A 20,339-nucleotide genomic window follows, 5' to 3' on the forward strand; every position below is an offset into this window, starting at 1 on the left:
TCATTGTGGGCGGTTGCGCACCCGCTGCAGTTGACCATACGCGTCGATCGGGCTGTGCAGCGCCAAGCCGCCGTCGGCATGCACGATTTGACCTGTTACCCAGGGTAATTCGAGGACGCCCACGATAACGGCTGCGACATCGGAGGCAGCGCCCAGCCCGCCCAGTGCCGTCCTCTCAAAAAGTCCTTCCACCCACCCAGGCAGGGCCTCCGGATTCGGCAGCATCGGTGTGCGAGTGACACCGGGACCCACGGCGTTCACCCGGATCCCCTGGCTGCCCCATTCTTCGGCCGCGACCTTCACCAGCATGTTCACCCCTGCTTTCGAGACACAGTAGGCTCCCATGTCCCGGTCGGGGACCGTGCCGCTGATGCTGGAGACCGCCACGATCGATCCGCCGACCCCGGCGTCGATCATGGCCCGCGCCGCAGCGCGAATGGTAAGCCAGGTGCCGGTCAGGTTTGTCGATAACACCCGTTCCCACTCTCCGATCGGCTGCTCGAGCAACAAACCCGATGCACCGATCGCGGCGCAGGTCACTAACCGGGTGGGCGTGCCGTGCTCGCGCACGGTACGCTCCATCGCCGCCGACACCGCCTCGGGATCGCTGATGTCGCAGACGATGTCACCACCGGACAGATCCCACACCACGACGTCGTGACCGGCGTCGCTCAGCCGTCGAGTGACCTCTCGCCCGATCCCGGATGCACCCCCGGTCACCACGGCGCTCGAGGCGCTCATTGGGCCGGCCCGTTTGTGAATCCCGGTCCGTCGCGCCAGAAGTTCATCGCGAGTTCGACATTGGCGGTGCAGATCGCCGCGCGATGGATACCTTGCATCGGCTTCCTCTCGATTTCCGAACCTCCGAGGTGGGCGGCTTCTAGGCGATCTTGGCCATCGTGTGATCCCACAACTCGCGGGCTAGGACGGGATCGTCGGCTACCCGATTGGCTTTGGCGGCTTTGCCTTTCACGTAGTACTCGCCGGGCGTCCAGTCGACACCGGGGACGCTCGTCGCCAGCCAGACCAGCTGATCGGCGCCCCGATCGGCGGATTTGATCATCCTACTGACCGGCGTCCGTTGCATGGTGGTCAGGAACCGCGAGCCAGACGATTGACCGATATTGGTATTGACGAAACCCGGGTGGACTACCGCCACCGCAAGACCGTCGGCGGAAAAGCGCCGATGTAATTCCTTGGTGAATAAAATATTTGCCAGCTTCGCCAACGCGTAGGCGGTGCTGGGCCGGCGCCGGTCGGTTGCGTCGAAATCTGCGAGCTTGACTTTGCGCAATAGCCGCTGAGACGAACTGGACGTATTGACGATCGTGGCTCGCGAACCGACCAGTACGTCCAGCAACTGCGTGGTGAGCAAGAACGGCGCCAGGTAGTTGACTTGAAGAGTCATCTCATGGCCGTCGACCGTCCGCTGGGGCTTGGAGAACACTCCCCCGGCGTTGTTGCCCAGCACGTCGATGCGCGGATACTCCGACCGGATTTTGTCCGCCAGCGACCGCACCTGAGACAGGTCGGCGAAGTCGGTGACGAAGTGGTCGGCGTCGAGTTCCGCGGCCACAGCCGCGGTCTTGCTCTCCGAGCGTCCCACCAGTACCACGTTGTCGCCGCCGCGGCTGATCCGGCGGGCCGCCGCCGCACCGATGCCGTCGCTGGCACCGGTGATGACAATCGTCCTTCGCGCCATTGACTCGACCTCCACGGGGAGTGTAGCGGCAGCCGCGCCGGCACCGCCGATACGCGGACCGCTCACACGACCGGCGCGCAAGGCCTCCGATCGAGGGGCCGCGCTCAAGCCAGCGAGTAACGAACCGGCAGATGTTTGAGCCCGCCCACGAAGGTGGTGGCAACCAGTTGCGGGTCACCGGTCAGTTCAATGGATTTGAGCCTCGGCAGCAGCTCGCAGAAGAAGCTGCTCACTTCCATGCGGGCCAGCGCCGCCCCCATGCAAAAGTGCACACCGTAGCCGAAGGCCAGGTGTTTGTTGGGGTCCCGGCCGACGTCGAAGCGGAACGGATCGCCGAAGACGTCCTCGTCGCGGTTGGCCGAAACGTAGGACAGCAGCACCGAATCGCCCGCCGCGATGGGCACGCCACGCACGCTGGTGTCCTTGGCGGTGGTCCGCATGAACTCCTTGACCGGCGTGACCCAACGGATCATCTCCTCGGTGGCCAGCGGCATCAGGTCGAGATTGTCGCGCAATCGGTTGCGCTGGTCGGGATTCTCGATGAGCGCGTGCAGCCCGCCGGAGATGGTCGCGCTGGTTGTGTCGTGACCGGCGGTGGCCACGATCAGGTAGTAAGACACGGTGTCGATGTCCGATAGGGGTTCGCCGTCCACGCGGGCGTTCGCGATCGCCGATGCGAGGTCTTCGGTCGGGTGCTCGCGGCGAGATTCCGTCACGCCGTTGAAGTAACCGAACATGTCCAATAACGCCGGCAGCTGATCCTCGTTCGTGCTCCCCCGTTTGAATTCGGAGTCGTCGCTGCCGAACAACTCCTGCGTCAGGGTGAGCATGCGCGGAAAATCCGCCTCCGGCAGTCCCAGCAGCGACATGATCACGTACAGCGGGTAATTGACGGCGACCTCCTGAACGAAATCACATTCCGGGCCCGCGGCCATCATCTTGTCAACGTAGATCTTGGCTAGCTCGTCAACACGAACCTTCAATGCCCGCATGGCCTTTGGGCGAAACCAGTCGGAGCCGATCGCGCGCACGACCCGGTGTTGCGGATCGTCCAGATGGATCAGCGTGCGTACACCGGCGGCGGCCTGCATCTCATCGCCTGCCGCGGTCGTCAGTAGCGGCCGCGGCCAGTTGGTGAAGAGCATGTTGTCGCGTTCGATGTCCATGACATCGGCGTGTTTGGTAATCGCCCAAAACGGCCGGTAGTCCGGAACGTCGACCCAGGACACCGGAGCGTTGGCGCGCAGGTGCGTCAGCGCCGCATGCAGCCGCTGCTCGTCGGTGTACGCCAACGGGTCCGCCAAGAGCTTCGCGGCTTCATCCATCGTCGGTGCGCTCATTGGTGAAACTCCTTTAGTGCGGCGGTGATACAGGGCGCGGAGGCGCTTAGAAAGATGGGCAAGACGCGGTCGATAGCGCCCTCGCAACGGTTTCTCAGCCCGGCGGCAATGGTGTCCAGCGGTCCGACAACGGCGAAGGCCGCAAGCATCTCGTCGTCGATGAGCGATCCCATCGCGTCCCACTCTCCCGCGAGCGACAGGCGGTGCAGTTCGGTGTGCAGCTCGCCCCACCCGTGCAGGTCGAGGACCTTGCGGTAAGCCGGTGTGGAGCCGTAAAAGGCGATCTGCTTGCGCACCGCGGCGGTCGCGGTGGCCAGTTCGGCGTCGTCGCGACCGGTGGCGATGAGTACCTCGCACGACACCTCGAAGTCGCCGCGGTCGCGCCCATTGCGCTGCATACCGCGCAGCAGCGCCGGCACGGTCACCTCGTCGAGGTAGCGCTTGGATACCATCGGGTGCCCCAGGTGACCGTCGGCCAACTCGCCGCACATCTCGGTCATCGTTTCGCCCACCGCGGCCAGAAAGATCTTCGGCGGCGGATATGGCTGCGGCTCAGGGGTGAACATCGGAGTCATGATCTTGTGGGTGTAGAAATCTCCCTCGAACCGAAGTTTGGTGCCGTCCGCCCATGCCGACCAGATGGCGCGCAACGCGGACACGAATTCGGCCATCCGGCGCGCCGGATGACTCCATGGCATGCTGAACCGCTTTTCGATGTGCGGCTGTATCTGGGTTCCCAGCCCGAGGATGAACCGGCCCTTTGAGTAGGCCTGCAGATCCCACCCGACGTTGGCGACGATCATGGGGTTACGCGCGAATGCCACCGCAATGTTGGTGCCGAGTTCCAGGCGCGAGGTGTGTTCCGCGGCCAGCAGCAAGGGCAGGAAAGGGTCGTGGTTGGTTTCGGCGGTCCAGCCTCCGGCATAACCCCGCTCTTCCAAAGCGATGGACGCGTCCGCCACATCCGCGAGTCGATTGGGGATGCCCCCGTCGACCTTGAGGTGGGCGGCTTCGGGCATGCGGGTAACTTTACAGTAAGCAATCCAGTTTCACTAGAGCCTCGTAGCTGCTGGTTTTCGACGCCTACCTGCTGGTAGACACAGACAGGATACGTCATTGTATGACATAGCGGTACACTCTTATTGTCACGTTGGTTGCACGGAAAGTTGCCCTGATGGCAGGTAAGGCTCGGCGTAAACGCCGTCGCTTCGGTCGGCTCCGTCATCTGCCCTCCGGGCGCTGGCAAGCCCAGTACGTGGGTCCAGACCACAAGCTACACAAGGCGCCCCACACCTTCCCCTCCGACGTGGCCGCGGAAGCCTGGCTGGCCATCGAGCGCCGGAAAATCGACCTCGGCACCTGGGGCTCGGTCGAGCGCAGCGACGGAGTGACGTTGCGCGCCTACGCCACCCGCTGGATTGAGCACCGACAACTACGCCCACGCACCCGCGCCCACTACGAGGCCCTCCTCGAAAGGCTGATACTCCCCGAGCTGGGTGACGCTCAAATCGTCACTGTGACACCGGCCAAGGTGCGGGAGTGGCACACCGGCCTCGGTGCCGACCGCCCAACGCAAAACGCCCACGCCTACGCGCTGTTGCACGCCATCTGCGCCACCGCCGTCCTAGACGAGGTTCTTGATGCGAACCCGTGCCGAATCCGCGGTGCCTCCCAGACCCGCCGTAAACGCGACATCGACGTGCTGACACCGGCCCAGGTGGACAAGCTGGCCGCCAAGATGCCCGCCAGATTGCGTGCCAGCGTCCACATGGCGGCCTGGTGTCAGTTGAGGTGGGGCGAGACCAGCGAACTCCGAAGAGGCGACATAAGCGCCGATTGCAGTGTGCTGCGGGTGCGCCGGGCGGTCACCCACACCACGAAGGACGGCTTCGTCGTTGGCCCACCGAAGACCTCGGCCGGCATGAGAGATATCACCGTCCCACCGCATATCCGGCCAATCATCAAATCCCACTTGAAGAACCACGTCGGCAAGGACGACGACTCACTGCTGTTCCCCGGCGACGACGGTAAACACATGAGCAGCCCCGCCTACCGCTTCTACTTCGTCAAAGCCCGCAAGGCTATTGGTAAGCCCAATCTGACGCCCCACCAGCTCAGGCATACAGGCGCAGTGCTGGCCGCTCAAAGCGGCGCCACCACCAAGGAATTGATGGCGCGGCTCGGCCATACGAGTGTGCAGATGGCGCTGAAATACCAGCACGTCGCCGAAGGCCGTGACGCCGAGTTAGCCGAGCGGCTGTCCGCGCTGGCCAAAGCAAAAGTGTGATTTGCGCCACTGTAGACGTGGCCAGATTTATTGCGGGCACTCCCCTTAGCCCCTACCCGCTCAGGTCCCCCCAGGTTCCCCCAGGTCGCTACAGGTCCTTTCATTCATCAAAACCGCAGGTCGGCTGTCGAGCTAATTTCACCACTTGAGAGTTTGCTGAATCAGCGAAATACGCTGTGTAGCAGGTTACTAATGGCTAGACAAGTTAGCCAGTGGCGGTATTCTTCTGCTTATGACGGAAACACCCGGCCGCAGCAACAAACGGCACGCCACACCCACCGGCCTTCCGGCCCTCATGTCGAAGAAACAGGTCGCCGAAGTAACCGGCCTGTCAGAGCGAACAGTTGACAGGCGAATAGAAGACGGCACGTTCAAGGCACATCGAATTGGCCCGCGCATCATCAGGATTGAGGCCGCATCGATTCTGGGGGTGACGGTCTAATGGATCAGCGCATGACCGGCCCGCCAAAAGAAGAAAGGCCCCCGAAGGGGCCTATCAACAGTTCTAGCGGCGCCCACGCCACACCATTAACCAGTCATCAGTATACAGGCAGCCACCCCCAGGAATGGCACGCAGACCTGGGCCTGATTGACGATGACAACACCCCCGACCTTCGCTCGGAGGGGTGGTCTCAGGGGCAGTCGTGACGCGCCGCCCGCAGCCCGAGGCGGCGCCGGAACCCAACGGCAACCAGATCAAGTTCGCGTGGCTCTACGACCTCTGCGCCAATCCGGCGCTGTCGCCACCGGCCAAGCTCGTTGCCACACTGACCGTACTCAAGCTGGCCGGCCGCAAGGGGCACTTCAAAGCCACCCACAAGGCTATCGGCGCCCTGTGCGGCATGAAGTACATGACAGTGCGCCGCGCCACCGATGAGCTGTACCGCGAAAACTATTGGGACATCACAGATACATCCGGCGGCGCCAACGTGTACACGATCATCCCGCCAGGCGAACGACTGGACTTGTGGGAAACCGAAAAGCACTTTCACGAAGAAGCCTGTCGGAAATGGCTCAAAGCGGAGAAAGGATTCGTCCGAGAATGGTTAGACGCGGAATACGAATTCGTACGGCAGTGGCTCGAAGCGGAGAAACGATTCGTCCAAGAATGGTTAGACGCGGAGAAACAGTGGATCTCTGCCGCGCGCCATGAATACCAGGAAAAGGTGTTCGACGCCGTTTATGACCGCTGCGGAAATGCCAACTTTGCTTATCGATCTGCGGAGGTTGCCTGGGAGGAACACCGAGCCGGAAAACCGCTGGCGGAGCTGCTCGAGGAGATCGCCTCTGCGCCCGACGAGTTGTTCCCGGAGTCGGACCAATCGGCCGAAATGAGCAGACCCCTGCTCACCAATGAACAGACCCCTGCTCACCAGAGAGCAGACCCCTGCTCACCAGTGAGCAGACCCCTGCTCAACTCCGACGCGCCTACCAGCGCAAACAACCATTCCCATAAGTCTTTTAAGTCTGTTAAGACTTTAAAAGAACTTAAAGGGCGCGCTGCGCACCCGCCCGCAAGCGGGCGCTGCGCGCGCCTACCTGAAGACTGTGGGCTCTGCGCTGGCACTGGAACGTTCCTAGATGCCGACGGCTATCCAGTCCAACTCTTAAACGAAAACTGCGAAGCGCGCGAAGTGGACTGCCTGCATTCCATGGGCGAAAACCTCGCGGAAATCCGCCGAATTGAATCCGAAAGCCAAGGTTATTGGAGCGTCGGTAGAACCGGATACCGCGAAATCGACTCTCTATACGGCTTCGAGGATTACGACGCCGACACCCTGGAAGGAATAGCTGATGACTACCGTTAGCCAATCTGGGGCTGCAGCATGAGCGGCTGGGAAATGGACACCGACACCTTCGTCGGCTCCTACTGCTACGGATTGACGACTGAGATCATCACGGATGACTTCGGAATTAAATTCGAGGAATGCGACGAAAGCGGCCTCCGCGCACTGGGCGCCATGTCCTCTGTCGCGTACAAACTAGCCGACAAAGGGGAAACACCCCACGACGGCGCTCTAGCTCACCTAGCGGTCGTCACAGGCGCCCTTCTGCTATGTCCACGCGGCGACCACGGAATCACCCTCACCAAAAAATGGCGCACCGCCCTAAACGAGTTCATTGCAATCCAGCAATCAGCGGGAAAATGGCGCGAGTGATGATGGAACCCTCTATGAAAAGTGGTATCATGGACCCCAAGCGTTAGACCGGTGACTCCGGTTCGCGCCACGACGGGGCAACGGCTTCTCGAAAGACCGGCCGCCGACCCGAAGTCGCTCGAACTTGCCGCCAGGGAAACGCGACGCAGCACGGCTCTTGCTAAGCCTGCTGACCAGCACCGACGGGTGCCATTCCAAGTAGTTCTCCTAAGCACGTCCAGGGAAGCCGGGTCAATCCCGGCTTCCTACGGGCGTCTATCCGTATAAGGACTCATCAGTGAAATCCAAATTCGAAATCCAGCGTCGGCTGGATGAAATCAACAAAGAATCGAAGCGATTCCTCAGCATCCCGTTTACGGAGCTATCCGATAAACAAATCTCACACGTCGCCAAGCTGGCCGACGAAGAGAAATACCTCTTCGAGCAGCTTGACCTCCACAAGAAAGCACAATCAATGGCTAGTTACGCATCGCCCGAGGAGCACGGCTTCGGCGGCCGGAATCCCAGCAATGACTTCGGCCCCTCCTGGGTGCAGCCGTCGAGCAAAGGCGTGATCGACCATCCTCTTGAGCAGAAAGCCGCCGAATACGGCCTGGCCGCGCGTAAGCACATCGCGCCGAGCATGTTCCACATGTCGGACAAGCAATTGCAGGATCTGTATGCCGCTGGCCGGTCGAACATGTCTTTCGGGTTCACCATCGGCAAGGGTGGCGACCAAAACGTGTCGCTCGTTGACAAGACCGTCTCCGAGGGCGCGGTCGGGTCCCTGTTGCCACCGGATCTGTTGCCGAACGCATTCCCGCTCCGGCTGGAACCAACGCGAATCAGTGAGTATTTCACCCAGATCCAGGCCGATGGCCAGTCGGTCAGTTTTGTTCAGCATGCGGCCAATTCGCTCGCCGCCGATGGCTCTGGGATGGCAGTTGCCGAGAATGATCCCAAGCCGGACTTGGGAATGGCGCTGTCCGCCAAGACAATCGACTTCACCGTCGTGGCGGCCATCGAAACGATCTCCCGGCAGTTGTGGGAAGACTTCGGTACGGTCGCCAGCTTCCTGCCGTCCGAGATCTCCCGCCAGGTGGTCATGGGTGAGAATTTCCAGATCATCTCCGGGTCTGGCACAGCACCCGATCAGACCGGCCTGCTAAACCAATCCGGCATCTTGACCAGGGCTGCCTCGACATCGGGTACCGACACGGCCATTGACGACATCCTCAACGCGGCCAATGACATTCGTGTCGGAAGCTCGTACGCCAATGCGAACCTGGTCATCCTGAATCCGTCTGACTGGCTGAGCATTCGACGGATCAAGTCGTCACAGGGCCTCTACGTGCTGGATCAGATGAACCCCAGCCAGCTCGGCGGCATCGACCACCTGTTCCAGCTCCGCGTGGCAGCCACGACCAGCATCCCGCAGGGCACCGCGTTGATCCTGGACACGCAGGGCGTCAACATCTTCCGGCGATGGGGCCTTGAGGTTCAGGTCAACCCGTTCGCTGGTGACGAGTTCAAGGCGAACCAGTTGGTCGTCCGGGCCGAGACCAGGTTGGGCGTGGCCTGCATCTATCCCCACATGGTGTCGAAGCTGACCGGCCTGTTCCCGGAAAGCTAAGTGAACTTCTCGGTGTGCTCGATGTGGAATCACCTCCAAACGGTCTCCATGCCGGGCATTAGGTGCAATGGCTGGCCACGACGGTGACTCCACCTGAGCCAGACCAGCATCGAGCACACCGGGAACCCAGCCAACAGGGAGATCACTGATGGCGCGACAGCGTGATAAGCGGGATACCTCGCGCTACCGCACAAGGCGTGCTGACTTCGTGGCGCAAGCCCGCGCGGTCAACGCACCGTGCTGGCTGTACCCGCTAGGGCATTGCGTGTTCGATGGCGCACCCATCGACTACAACGCGGTAGGTAGAACTCCACGCTCGCCCGAGTTACATCACAAGCGTCCAGTTGCTACCCACCCGCACTTGGTGATGGAGAGCGCCAATTGGGCCATCGGTCATGCCCGTTGCAACCAAGTGTTAGGTGTGAGGTCGCCCCTGACCCCAAAGCCGCGCAGACCATCGACACCTCGACGCGGCAGATGGGCGCGGGCAGCATGGTGACCGCTATTGCACACGGCGGGCAGCCGGTGCGCAGTCAGTACGCACCAGCATTTGCTAGAAAGTTTGCTGGCTACCGCGAGTCTCTGACCTGCGCAGATGGCGAGGGGGTGGGCAAATCGCCCTCCGACCATCCGGCCACCCTAGGGGGCGCCTCGGAGATTTTCGCGCACGCGAATTTATTTGCCAACGAACATGCGCGGACGCTATTGCACACGTCCACGTGTTCTACCTGCGGAAATGGATAAGATTATGGCTGAGCATGGGACTTTGAGCCGGTATAACAACGGTTGTCGCTGCGAACAATGCCGTACAGCAAACTCCCGTTATCGGTCAGCAAAGCGCGCGAACGGGGCGGCTGCGGACGAGGGTGCTGGTCAAGGCCCTGGGATGGTGGAGCAAGCTGTCCGCATTGAGGCGGGGTTTGCTGCAGAGGCTAGGCCGGGGCTCGCCGCTATGGCGTTTCAGCTTGCTGCGTTGATGGATAACCCTCGCGCGACGAATCAGTGGCCGGCCGCGAGCAAGGTTCTCGCGAACCTGCTCGATCAGCTGCAGAAGGTGAACGCGCCTACGCGCCGTTCCCACCTGGCCGTTGTTCGTGAGATGACCAAGGGTGGTGCGTAATGGCCGATTTCCACGCCGCTGATTTGTGGGTGGCCGTGGTGCCCCACACGGATGGCATCTCTGCCGCGATGGAGCGGGCCGGTAAGGACGCGAAGGACAAATTCGGGGGCGCCGTTAAGGGCATCGGCAAGAGCGTTGACGACGAGCTGGATCGTTCCGGCGCGAAGGCGAAGGACACGTTCGACAGCGTCGGTAAGACCGCTAGGGACTCGCTGAGGGGCGCGTTCAGGGATATTCCGACCTCGGTGGACAGCATCAAGCACGCGTTCGCCGGACTGGACGACCTCGCCAAGACGGTGGGAATCGACATCGGCGACTGGAAGCAGCCGTTGGAGGGTGCCGATCCCCACTTCACGGACATGGATAACAAGCTCAAGGACGCTCTGGGCAGTGTTGGGAGTATCTCGTCGACGTTTGAGGGCTTGCCGGGGAAGATCGGTGCGGCGGCCTCCAAAGCGACGCTGTGGGCTGGGGAGATCGGAGCGGTCGTTGCGGGCCTGCAGCTTGCGGAGCCGATCATTGACAGGATCGACCAGAAGATCCATGACAGCAGCGGGTTTGGTAAGTGGCTTGAGGATCTGCCCAAGCCTGAGGACATGGGTAACTGGCTCGGGGAACATCTCGGCGCTAAGCAGTCGCGGAAGTTCTTTGGCAATCTGTTCGGCTATGACCCGGAACGGGGTAAGGGTGGCGCACCGGACTCGGGGTCGGGTACGTCGTGGGGTGGTTTCGGTGGCAGCAACGGGATTGAGCCCTACCCGGAGCATTTCATCGGTCCTATTCCTCCGGGTGCGGTGCGTGCCCCGAATGGTGTTGCCCCTACAGGCCCGGGAGGCGCGCCTGGTGCTTCATCGTCTGGTCCGAGGAACTTCTATAAGGATTGGTACTCGGGCGGCGGCGCAGACAGCACACCTACTCCCGCACCGTCACGCGGCGGCGGGAGCCATAGCAGCGGCAGCTCCTTTTCAATGCCCAAGCTCCCCACCCCCAGCGTCGGCAGCCGTACGGACCTGCGCGCAGCCGGTGGCCGGGTGGCGAACCTCTTTGCCTTCGCGAAATCCCTTGAGGGAACCCCGTATAGCCAAGCGTTACGCAACGACTGTTCGGGAATGGTTGCCAAGCTCGCCAACGTCGCGCTCGGGCTCGACCCGGTAGCCAGCTTCAGTACCGTCAATGAAGGCCAGTGGTTGTTCTCCCACGGCTTTGAGCCAGGTTTGGGTGGACCCAACGACTTCAACATTGGTTGGTATGACCACGGCGGCGGGAACGCCGGCCATACCGCGGCGACACTGCCGGGTGGTATCCATGCGGAATCTGGTGGCTCGCACGGCTCGTTCCTGCTCGGTAAGGGTGCTGCGGGGGCTGAAGATCCCGAGTTCACTCAGCACGCCCACCTGTCGATGGGCAACTTCAAGGCGTCATCGTTGGCGGGCGCTCAAATCCCCACTGGCGCTGAGCATGACCCGCTTTATGTGACGTCGACGGGGCCTGGCGGCCAAAGCGGCGGTAGTCCGTTTGAGTCTCAGGGTCAGCAGCTCGGCCAGGGCCTTCTCAGCGGGATCATGCAGTCACTCGGCCTCGACGGCAGCGTGTTCGGCGGTAAATCCCCGCTGGACTTCGGTGCGGTCAAACTCGGTGGTGGACTGCTGAATTGGGGCATGAAGAGTCTCGCGTCTGGGCCGATGGGTACGCCGGGGATGAGTTCGGGCGGCGGCGGAATGCTCAGCGGTTTGGGTGGTTTGATTCCCCACCCCGGGCCGATGGTCTCCGCTGCTGCGGGGCCTGCGGGCGGGTCAATCAGTCTCGGTCTTCGGGATGCCGGTGTCGGGCCGAACATTCACTACGACCAGTCCATTCACGTGACGGCCGCTAACCCGTCTGAGTGGGTGACGCCCGCGCAGTTCTCGAGGAACGCCAGTGCGCGTGAAAACGAGGGCACCCGCTACGCCGGCCTCTCTAGCGGCGTTCCGACACCGCCTGGGGTTTAACGTGACTCGCCCAGGCTCTCTCATTGCGCCCCAGCCGGGCTGGTGGGTCCGAAAGGGACATATCGGCACGAACTTCGACAGTGCGTTTGGGTGGGCGGCGACCGTGACTGGGGAAACCCCGCACGACCTCGCCAGCGCCTCGGTCAGTGTGGTCCCGGCGATCAGCGCCAGCATCGTCCGCAAGCGGTATGCCAGCGTCTCGAAGGCGGTCACGCCGACTATCGCGGCGACTATGACACCGGTTTCGCTGCCGGCTTTCCTGGGTGCGAGCAGCACCAGCCCCGACCAGAGCACAAGCACGATCACCTGGACCGAAACGGTCCCGGCGGGAACGAAACTCGCGATCATGTGGGTCAACGACCGCAACAGCAGCAGCACCAATGCTGGGGTGAGCGCGAAGATCGGCACCACGTCGATGACGCTCACGCAGGGCTACAACTACTCGACCGTCTCCGACTACGGCTGGATTGACTGCTTCACCCTGTTGAATCCGCCTACCGGGTCGCAGACCATCAAGTTCACGACCTCGAATGTGGTGTGGCCGGGCTGGGCGGGTATGGCCTACTACAGCAACGTCGGCTCCCTCGGGACACCCATCACCTACGCGACTAATTCCACGAGCTTGTCGATGTCGGCGGCGTCGACGAACGCCAGTTACCGCTACGCGCAATGTTTCACCGCGTACGGCGGCGGGGGCGTCACCAGCTACAACCAGACCCAACGCTCACCGTCGCTGTTCGCCAGCTCGGGCACGAACACCGACCCGATGCTCTATGGGGATGCGCTCGGCAACGGCGGCACGTTGACGTTCACGGCCACCCGGACCACCACCTACGGCGGCGGCGGAATCATCCTGCCACTACACCCCTGACAAAAAAACGGCCCCCAGATGGATTCTGAGGGCCGTTTCTGCGTTTCCGGGGGTAACTACTGCCTCAGTTTTGCCACAGCCCGCACCATTGCCCACACCACGGCGATGACGAAGCCGACCGTCACGACGTTAATCACCACCCCCTGACCGGCTGACGGCAGCAGCGCGACCACAGCCAGCGCACCCAGCACAACGATGAGACGCGCCCAGACGGGCATCTTCTGCCAGATGTTCGGTTCGTCGGTGCTCATCGCGTCCAACCATCGAGTGGAATCTGTCCAATCTTGGACACTTTCCTGTGAAACTCGTTAACGGCGTCAAGGATCACGCCGGCCAGCTCCCGCGCTTGCTCAACGGTCAGGCCAAAGCCTCCTTTCGTGTCGACGTGAACCAGCGGCACCTCTATCTCGCCAGTGTCGATGGTTCCGTCCGGGCGCTGCGCGACTGAAGTCCAAACCTCGACCTCACCGGCAACGCCGCGTTTGGGGCCTAGCACCATCCGGTAGTGCTCGGGCTGCCAGTCATCGACGAAGTCGGCACCGGGAGGCAGTGGGACGTCAGGGCTGTTTGTCATACTCATGTCTACGAAACTCCTGTTCGATGTTGTACGAACTTTGCACGGTGCAGTGTTCATACTGGTCAGCGGCTATTTCTGGCTGTAAGCAATCCAGTATGTGACCCCGCAGATCTGTGGCGGTCGCAAGCGCGGCGTAGCCGGGCGCAGCGGGCCGCCACCATAGGACTGGTGGCGGTCGCAAGCGCGGCGTAGCCGGGCGCAGCGGGCCGCCACCATAGGACTGGTCGCGCGACGAGACCGCATGAGGTAGGACATAGGCATGCCGGGAGCCCAGGATTGGGGAGAAACGCTCGAGGACCTCGAGCGGCGCCGTCAGCAGGCCTGGACCATGGGTGGGCCGGAGCGGCTCGACAAGCATCGTAGTAAGGGCAAGCTGGACGCGCGCGCGCGAATCGAGCACCTGCTCGATCCCGGCACCTTCCGTGAACTCGGCACGCTGGTGGGTGGTGAGATCGCGGCCGACGGCCTGGTTGTCGGCTCAGGGTCGATAAACGGTTCACCGGTGATGCTGGGCGCCGAGGACTTCACCACCATGGCGGGCAGCATCGGGCCCGGTGGCAATTCGAAGCGGTATCGAATCGCCGAACTGGCGCTGCGGGACAAGATTCCGCTGGTGATGCTGCTCGAAGGCGCCGGCTTTCGCCCCACCGGCGGCCATTACGGACGGACCCCTACCGACCTGCTCGCCCAGGCGCAGTGCTCGGGCCGCGTCCCGACCGTCGCGGCCGTGCTCGGCCCCTCGGCCGGGCATGGCGCCCTCGTGGCCCCGGTCTGCGACTTCCGGATCATGAGCAGGCAGGGAGCGATCTTCACCGCCGGACCTCCCGTCGTCAAAGAGTCCACCGGAGAAGAGATTTCGAAAGAAGACCTCGGGGGTCCGACTGTCGCGCTGCCCAGCGGGGTGATCCACAATGTCGCCGAGGACGATGAGGCCGTGCTGGACGACATCCGGCGTTATCTGTCGTATTTTCCGTCGAGCGCATGGTCCTACCCGCCGTCGCTGCCCGCGGCGGAGGCCGGCCGGCCACGGCAGACGCCTGAGTTGCTCGACATCGTGTCGCGGGATAACCGCCGCGTCTACGACATGCGGGCAGTACTCGACGTGATCTTCGACGGCCCCGACTGGTTCGAGGTTCAGCCGCTGTTCGGCAAGGCGATCATCTGCGCGCTCGCCCACCTTGGCGGCCACCCGGTCGCGGTGGTGGCCAACCAACCTCGGGTGCTGGCCGGTTCCATCGACGCCGACGCCGCCGACAAAGCCGCGCACTTCATCATGGTGGCCGACTCGTTCCACCTGCCTATCGTCTTTCTCGCCGACAATCCCGGGATGCTGCCCGGCAGCCGCTCCGAGCGCAGCGGCGTGTTGCGGGCCGGCGCGCGGATGTTCGCCGCGCAGACGGCCGCCACCACGTTGAAGTTGCACCTGACGCTGCGTAAGGCATATGGGTTCGGGTCCATGGTCATGTCGCTGTTGGGCTTCGACCATCAGGTCGCGACCTTCGCCTACCCCGGCGCGACGATGGGCGCCATGAGCGCCGCGGCACTCAGCCGCGCGTCACACGCCGGCGAGGATCTCTCGGTCAAGCTGCGCGACGCCGAGCTTCAGGCGTCGTTCCGGTCGGCCGAGCACATGGGGTTCGACGAACTGATCGATCCCCGTGAAACACGTGATGCCCTGCTCGCTTCCTTGAAGCGCGGCCTGTCCAGCAGGCAAGCCGCCGCCGAACCGGTCACCCGGACCGTCATCATGCCGTGATTGGTCCGCCCGACAACGTAAGCTAATCCGCGGCGCGGTAAGCCGCGACGACCGGCTCGAGCTCGTCGGGTGTGCCACCGTGCATGATGACCGCGTCGGCTCCGTAGTCGAATTCCTTGCGGATGCGATCCACGCACTGCTGCGCGGACCCGGTGGCCGAGGGCTCGAGCCATTCGTCGGGAATGAGCGTCGCGATGTGCTCGATCTGTTCGGCCGTGCCCTTGTGATCGATCCCGCCCGCGATCGAGGTGACCACCGGGTCTTCGCGGAACCGTTGCAGCACAGCGGGATCCCAATTGTTGGTTTCGACCAGCAGATCGCCGTACCCCTGCAGGTAGGTTGCCAGCCGCGCCACGGTCTTCTTGAGCCGAAGTTCTTCGGGGAGATGGTCACCGACGGTGGCGAAGCACGACCACACCCGCACGCTGCCCGGGTCGCGGCCCGCCTTCTCCGCTGCCGACTTCACGGCTTTTACGCTGCGCTGCAAGGTCTCCGGGGTGAAATAGGTGTGCAGTATGACGTCGTCGAACACGCGTCCGCCGAGCTCGAGCGTGTTGGGCCCAAAAGCCACCAGCGCCAGCCGGATGTCCTCATTGAAGTCCGGATCAAGAAACAGGATGGGATACTTGCCCATCGGACCGTCGTGATTGACGATCAGCTCACCGTGCCACAGCCGGCGCATGACCTGCGCCCAGTCCTCCATCTGCGCCGTCGTCACCGCCGGGATGCCGAAAGCCCCATAAATCGCGGCGATGCCGCGGCCGACGCCCAGGGTGAACCGGCCGCCGGACAGGCGATGCATCGTGGTCGCCCAGGATCCGGTGATCAGCGGATGACGGGTGTTGTGATTGGTTGCCGCGGTGGCGATTTGCATCTGGTTGGTGACCGCGCATGCCGCCCCGGCCAGAGACGACGCCTCTTTGATGTTCCACCGCTCGGAGATGAAAGCGGTGCCGAAGCCCAGTTCCTCGCCGCGACGGGCCTCGTCCATCAAGGTTGCGGGACCCTCCCCGCCGGCCCCGGCCAGCAGGTAGAAGCCCAATTCATCAAGCGCACGCTCACTCAATTCCAAACCCCTTGCCGGTAGCCGCAGTTCCAGACCTCGGTGATCTTGCCATCGACGACGCGGAACACCTCGATGCTCGCGATGTTGGTCTCGGTGCCGTCCTTGGTGGTTATCGTCGAGTCGTAGACGATGGCCACGTGCTCGCCGTCGTCGCCCTCGATGACCACGTTGAGGTCGAAGTGCAACGAATCGGCCAGCTGCCACATGTCCACCACCCGCTGCACCGCTTCGGTGTGGGTCAGCGTGTGCGCGCCGCCGACCTCATGCCGGATTACACTATCGGCCAACAGTTCCTCGGCCAGGTCGATATTGCGTTCGTTCCACACGACGAGGTTGTAGAGCTCGACCACCGTTCGCGCGGTCCATGTGGGCGCCATCTGTCACCGCCCGTCGGGTCGGCGCCCGGCCGCGGTGGTCAAAAACTGGTCGATGATGCCCTGCACGCGCCGGGAGAAGATGTGGCCGACGTGGCTTCCGTCGTACCAATACAGCTGACCGCCCCAGCGTTCGTGCAACGCGTTGGCGGGCTCGCGCATCGCCATCCGGTCGTGCCACGCCCCGACGATGAGCCGGCGATCCGGCGGCGGAGACGGAGTCACCGCCAACGGGTCGATCACCGAGGTCAGCTGGGTGACCACGGGCGATTCCAGCAACTCGCGGAATCCGTCGCGCGACGATCCCCACCGTTGCAGGTGCCGCGCGATCATCCCGTTGAGCCCCAGGATCGGCGTGCACAGGGCCACCGCGTCGATCTGCTTCTCCAGGTGGGAAACCAGCGCAGCCACCGGAGTGCCCATCGAAATCCCGGCCACTACAACGGCGGTGGCCTGCGGCTGCACCCAGCGCACGACCGCACGAACCTCGGACACCACGCGCATCATGCCCGCCACATTGCCCAACGGATCCATGTCGGGATACGCCGGCCACTGGCGTCGGCGGCAGCCGTGGCCGGGCTGCACCGGTAGCGCGACGTTGAAGCCCAGCTTGTGATGGATGTGTCCAATCCGGGACAACAGCAGGTCTTCGTCGCCGCCTTGGCCGGCCCCGTGCACCCATACCAGCCAAGGCCGGGGCCCGTCGTGGTGCCGACACAGGCGCACCACTGCTCGTGCGGGGCCGCCCAGTCCGTCGGCCTCCAGCGTTGCCGGCAACGCGGGGTCGTGCTCGAAGGTCATGCATTCATATGACAGACCCGCGAGGCTGCGCTTGCGTATCGAGGTTGCCCGCAACGGTTTCGGATCGGCGTGGGCCAGGTCAATACCCAGCGACGACAGTTCGTCGGCCGCCGCGGTACACGCATCCAGCGGCCGAATCGGCGCGGGAGTACCGCTCAGCAGTGAAAAGGCGCTCAGCACCAGTTCGTCGAGCATCGCCTCGCCGAACTGACGCGCACCGCGTGGCGATAGGGGCGCCCAGCCGGTTGACTCACGCAACCCGGCCACGGTGCGCGGCATCAGCATTCCCAATTCGCGGGCCACGCCTTGAGCCAGGCTTAGTCCACTCATTGCCGTCGCCATGTCGCCCGCCCTGCTAGGCCAGTTTGAAACCGGTGTATCCGCCGGCAGCGATTTCATCGCAGCGGCGCCGATATTCGGGTATGCCGCCGGTGTTCTTGCATCGCCCAGTCGCCAGTCGCGAAGGTGTGCGAGGGGGTGACGTTGAGCCCGGGGCGTGGCTTTCCTTCAGTCGCCGGATGTGTTCCAGCTCGTCAGCCGCTGTCGTCATTTCACTCCTTGCTGGGCGCGGGCCGAACCTGCTGAAATCTATACTGTAACGAATTTAGTATCAACGATCTCGAGAGGCGCCGGCCGTGAAAGTGCCTTCACCTGGAAAGTTACGGGTTGGTTCATGGTCGGCTGGTCTCGGGAGTTTCCCGCCGGCGAAGTCCGACCCCTGCACTACTTCAGCGCGAATCTGGTGGCCTACCGCGATGACCGGGGTGAGCTGCACATCTTGGAAGCACATTGCAAGCACCTCGGCGTGCACCCACGGCCGCATCACCGAAATCGATGGCAGAAAAGTTTTCATTGACGCTACTATGACAGCCGCCGATGGAACCGTGCTCACCGAGGCCAACGGCCTGATGGTTCGTTTGCTACCCCACCAGCCGTGAGAGGCATGATGTCCGACAGCACAACAACATTCACCGTTCCGGCGGTCGCGAAGGCCGTCGCCGCCGCGATCCCCGATCGGGAGCTGATCGTCCAGGGGAACCGGCGCTACACCTACCGGCAGGTGATCGAACGATCCAACCGGCTGGCCGCATACCTGCACTCGCGGGGTTTGGGCTGCCACACCGAGCGCTCCGCGCTGAGCGGCCACCAGGTGGGCCAGGACCTGCTCGGGCTGTACGCCTACAACGGGAACGAATTCGTCGAGGCGTTGCTGGGCAGCTTCGAGGCGCGGGTCGCCCCGTTCAACGTCAACTTCCGCTACGTCAAGAGCGAGCTGCAATACCTGTTGGCGGACTCCGGGGCGACCGCGTTGCTCTACCACGCCGCGTTCGCGCCGCGAGTGGCCGAGATCTTGCCGGACCTGCCGCAGCTGCGCGTGCTGATCCAGATCGCCGACGACTCGGGCAACGAGTTGATCTACGGCGCAATCGATTACGAGGCCGCACTGGCGTCTGCGCCCCCCGACCCGCCGCCGGTGCAGCACTCCCCCGACGACCTGTACGTCCTGTACACCGGTGGCACAACCGGGATGCCGAAGGGCGTGTTGTGGCGCCAGCACGACATCTTCATGACGTCCTTCGGCGGCCGGAATCTCATGACCGGCGAGCCGTCGAACTCGATCGAGGAGATCGTCGAACGCGCCGCCTCAGGTCCGGGCACCAAGCTGATGATTCTGCCCCCGCTTATCCACGGTGCGGCCCAGTGGAGTGTGATGACCGCGATCACCACGGGGCAATCCGTCGTGTTTCCCACCGTCGTCGATCACCTGGACGCCGACGACGTGGTGCGCACCATCGAGCGAGAAAAAGTCACGGTGGTGACGGTTGTCGGCGATGCGATGGCGCGCCCGTTGATCGCCGCGATCGAGAAGGGGATCGCCGACGTGTCGTCGCTGGCCGTCGTCGCCAACGGTGGTGCTCTGCTGACCCCGTACGTCAAGCGTCGCTTGATCGAAACGCTGCCGAACGCCGTCGTCGTCGACGGTGTCGGATCGTCGGAGACCGGGGCGCAGATGCACCACATGTCGACCTCGAAAGCGGTAGCGACCGGCACGTTCAACGCGGGGCCGGACACCTTCGTGGCCGCCGAGGACCTGACCGCGATCTTGGAACCGGGCCACGACGGGATGGGTTGGCTGGCGCAACGGGGTTACGTTCCGCTGGGCTACAAGGGCGATGCGGCCAAGACGGCCAAGACATTTCCGGTCATCGGCGGTGTCCGGTACGCCGTCCCCGGTGACCGCGCGCGCCACGGTACCGACGGCTCGATCGAATTGCTGGGCCGGGATTCGGTGACGATCAACTCCGGCGGCGAGAAGATCTTCGTCGAGGAGGTCGAAACGGCCATCGCGTCGCATCCGGCGGTGGCCGACGTCGTGGTCGCCGGCCGGCCGAGCGAGCGGTGGGGCCAGGAGGTCGTTGCCGTGGTGGCGCTCGCTCCAGGGGCCGGTGTCGAGTCCGAGGAGCTGGTGGCGCACGCCGCGCAGACGCTGGCGCGGTACAAACTCCCCAAGGCCATCGTGTTCCGTCCGGTCATCGAGCGCAGCCCGTCCGGCAAAGCTGACTACCGGTGGGCGCGCGAGCAGGCGGTTAATGGCTGACCGGCCACGCCATGTCTCCTACTGTAATGATTACAGTACGATCTTACGAGTCAGGTGTTCGATCGTGCTGAGATCAAGATGCGGGAG

20 protein-coding genes and 2 pseudogenes are annotated in these 20,339 nt (G+C 63.3%); 12 read left to right on the forward strand and 10 right to left on the reverse strand.

The annotated features are described in order from the left end of the window. The 4 genes from AC5Y4F_RS00180 to AC5Y4F_RS00195 form a co-directional block, all read right to left on the reverse strand. Entirely contained in the window at positions 1 to 741 is a 741-nt protein-coding gene (locus AC5Y4F_RS00180) for an SDR family NAD(P)-dependent oxidoreductase (RefSeq protein ID WP_067937731.1), read from the reverse strand. Between the two features lie 139 nt (positions 742 to 880). Beyond that, positions 881 to 1,702: an SDR family NAD(P)-dependent oxidoreductase gene (locus tag AC5Y4F_RS00185; protein ID WP_067937840.1), complete on the reverse strand. Its 822-nt coding sequence runs from the start codon at positions 1,700 to 1,702 to the stop codon at positions 881 to 883. 104 nt (positions 1,703 to 1,806) lie between these two features. Next, a complete protein-coding gene (locus AC5Y4F_RS00190; RefSeq protein ID WP_067937733.1) occupies positions 1,807 to 3,027 on the reverse strand; it encodes a cytochrome P450 in 1,221 nt (406 codons plus the stop codon). An 11-nt stretch (positions 3,028 to 3,038) separates the two neighbouring features. Further along, positions 3,039 to 4,061, reverse strand: a complete 1,023-nt coding sequence (locus AC5Y4F_RS00195; protein WP_067937735.1) for an LLM class F420-dependent oxidoreductase — start codon at positions 4,059 to 4,061, stop codon at positions 3,039 to 3,041. A gap of 155 nt (positions 4,062 to 4,216) precedes the next feature. On the opposite strand from AC5Y4F_RS00195, the gene AC5Y4F_RS00200 reads away from it, so the two are divergent. The 8 genes from AC5Y4F_RS00200 (at position 4,217) to AC5Y4F_RS00235 (ending at position 13,079) form a co-directional block, all read left to right on the forward strand. After that, entirely contained in the window at positions 4,217 to 5,329 is a 1,113-nt protein-coding gene (locus tag AC5Y4F_RS00200; RefSeq protein ID WP_499994447.1) for a tyrosine-type recombinase/integrase, read from the forward strand. A gap of 232 nt (positions 5,330 to 5,561) precedes the next feature. Beyond that, on the forward strand, positions 5,562 to 5,771 hold the full coding sequence (locus AC5Y4F_RS00205; protein WP_499994449.1) for a helix-turn-helix transcriptional regulator: 210 nt from the start codon (positions 5,562 to 5,564) through the stop codon (positions 5,769 to 5,771). A 202-nt stretch (positions 5,772 to 5,973) separates the two neighbouring features. Continuing rightward, on the forward strand, positions 5,974 to 7,137 hold the full coding sequence (locus AC5Y4F_RS00210) for a hypothetical protein (RefSeq protein ID WP_499994451.1): 1,164 nt from the start codon (positions 5,974 to 5,976) through the stop codon (positions 7,135 to 7,137). A gap of 18 nt (positions 7,138 to 7,155) precedes the next feature. Beyond that, entirely contained in the window at positions 7,156 to 7,488 is a 333-nt protein-coding gene (locus AC5Y4F_RS00215; RefSeq protein WP_499994453.1) for a hypothetical protein, read from the forward strand. A 277-nt stretch (positions 7,489 to 7,765) separates the two neighbouring features. Continuing rightward, positions 7,766 to 9,100, forward strand: a complete 1,335-nt coding sequence (locus tag AC5Y4F_RS00220) for a phage major capsid protein (RefSeq protein WP_499994455.1) — start codon at positions 7,766 to 7,768, stop codon at positions 9,098 to 9,100. Positions 9,101 to 9,986: 886 nt separating this feature from the next. Beyond that, complete coding sequence (locus tag AC5Y4F_RS00225) at positions 9,987 to 10,220, forward strand: hypothetical protein (protein ID WP_499994459.1); 234 nt, start codon at positions 9,987 to 9,989, stop codon at positions 10,218 to 10,220. Then, entirely contained in the window at positions 10,220 to 12,208 is a 1,989-nt protein-coding gene (locus AC5Y4F_RS00230) for a hypothetical protein (protein ID WP_499994461.1), read from the forward strand. Before AC5Y4F_RS00225 ends, AC5Y4F_RS00230 begins: the two co-directional genes overlap by 1 nt. A gap of 103 nt (positions 12,209 to 12,311) precedes the next feature. Further along, positions 12,312 to 13,079, forward strand: a complete 768-nt coding sequence (locus tag AC5Y4F_RS00235) for a hypothetical protein (protein WP_499994463.1) — start codon at positions 12,312 to 12,314, stop codon at positions 13,077 to 13,079. 56 nt (positions 13,080 to 13,135) lie between these two features. Here AC5Y4F_RS00235 and AC5Y4F_RS00240 read toward each other — a convergent pair whose 3' ends face one another. Together AC5Y4F_RS00240 and AC5Y4F_RS00245 are read right to left on the reverse strand one after the other, a co-directional pair. After that, positions 13,136 to 13,330, reverse strand: coding sequence for a hypothetical protein (locus AC5Y4F_RS00240; RefSeq protein WP_499994465.1), 195 nt, complete (start codon positions 13,328 to 13,330; stop codon positions 13,136 to 13,138). Then, positions 13,327 to 13,659 (reverse strand): hypothetical protein, encoded by a 333-nt coding sequence (locus tag AC5Y4F_RS00245; RefSeq protein ID WP_499994468.1) that lies wholly within the window; start codon positions 13,657 to 13,659, stop codon positions 13,327 to 13,329. Before AC5Y4F_RS00245 ends, AC5Y4F_RS00240 begins: the two co-directional genes overlap by 4 nt. 256 nt (positions 13,660 to 13,915) lie before the next feature. Between AC5Y4F_RS00245 and AC5Y4F_RS00250 the strand changes: the two genes are divergently transcribed. Next, complete coding sequence (locus tag AC5Y4F_RS00250) at positions 13,916 to 15,412, forward strand: acyl-CoA carboxylase subunit beta (protein ID WP_067937737.1); 1,497 nt, start codon at positions 13,916 to 13,918, stop codon at positions 15,410 to 15,412. Between the two features lie 22 nt (positions 15,413 to 15,434). Here AC5Y4F_RS00250 and AC5Y4F_RS00255 read toward each other — a convergent pair whose 3' ends face one another. From AC5Y4F_RS00255 to AC5Y4F_RS00270, 4 genes are read right to left on the reverse strand one after another with little or no spacing between them, the layout of a single operon-like run. Beyond that, positions 15,435 to 16,478 carry a TIGR03857 family LLM class F420-dependent oxidoreductase gene (locus tag AC5Y4F_RS00255; RefSeq protein WP_067937739.1) on the reverse strand — a complete coding sequence of 348 codons (1,044 nt, stop codon included), beginning with the start codon at positions 16,476 to 16,478 and terminating at the stop codon, positions 15,435 to 15,437. Continuing rightward, entirely contained in the window at positions 16,475 to 16,855 is a 381-nt protein-coding gene (locus tag AC5Y4F_RS00260) for a nuclear transport factor 2 family protein (RefSeq protein WP_067937741.1), read from the reverse strand. Before AC5Y4F_RS00260 ends, AC5Y4F_RS00255 begins: the two co-directional genes overlap by 4 nt. A gap of 3 nt (positions 16,856 to 16,858) precedes the next feature. Next, positions 16,859 to 17,995: a PHB depolymerase family esterase gene (locus AC5Y4F_RS00265; protein ID WP_067937743.1), complete on the reverse strand. Its 1,137-nt coding sequence runs from the start codon at positions 17,993 to 17,995 to the stop codon at positions 16,859 to 16,861. 13 nt (positions 17,996 to 18,008) lie between these two features. Continuing rightward, positions 18,009 to 18,203, reverse strand: coding sequence for a hypothetical protein (locus AC5Y4F_RS00270; RefSeq protein WP_231986429.1), 195 nt, complete (start codon positions 18,201 to 18,203; stop codon positions 18,009 to 18,011). Between the two features lie 66 nt (positions 18,204 to 18,269). Here AC5Y4F_RS00270 and AC5Y4F_RS00275 point away from each other — a divergent pair. The 3 genes and pseudogenes from AC5Y4F_RS00275 to AC5Y4F_RS00285 form a co-directional block, all read left to right on the forward strand. After that, positions 18,270 to 18,464 (forward strand): annotated as a pseudogene (locus tag AC5Y4F_RS00275) (Rieske 2Fe-2S domain-containing protein); the annotation flags it as partial. Position 18,465: 1 nt separating this feature from the next. Next, a pseudogene (locus tag AC5Y4F_RS00280) lies at positions 18,466 to 18,591 on the forward strand (PaaI family thioesterase); the annotation flags it as partial. Between the two features lie 8 nt (positions 18,592 to 18,599). Beyond that, on the forward strand, positions 18,600 to 20,252 hold the full coding sequence (locus tag AC5Y4F_RS00285; RefSeq protein WP_067937843.1) for an acyl-CoA synthetase: 1,653 nt from the start codon (positions 18,600 to 18,602) through the stop codon (positions 20,250 to 20,252). Positions 20,253 to 20,339 lie beyond the last annotated feature (87 nt).

The organism is Mycobacterium sp. NGS56 (genome assembly GCF_059812425.1).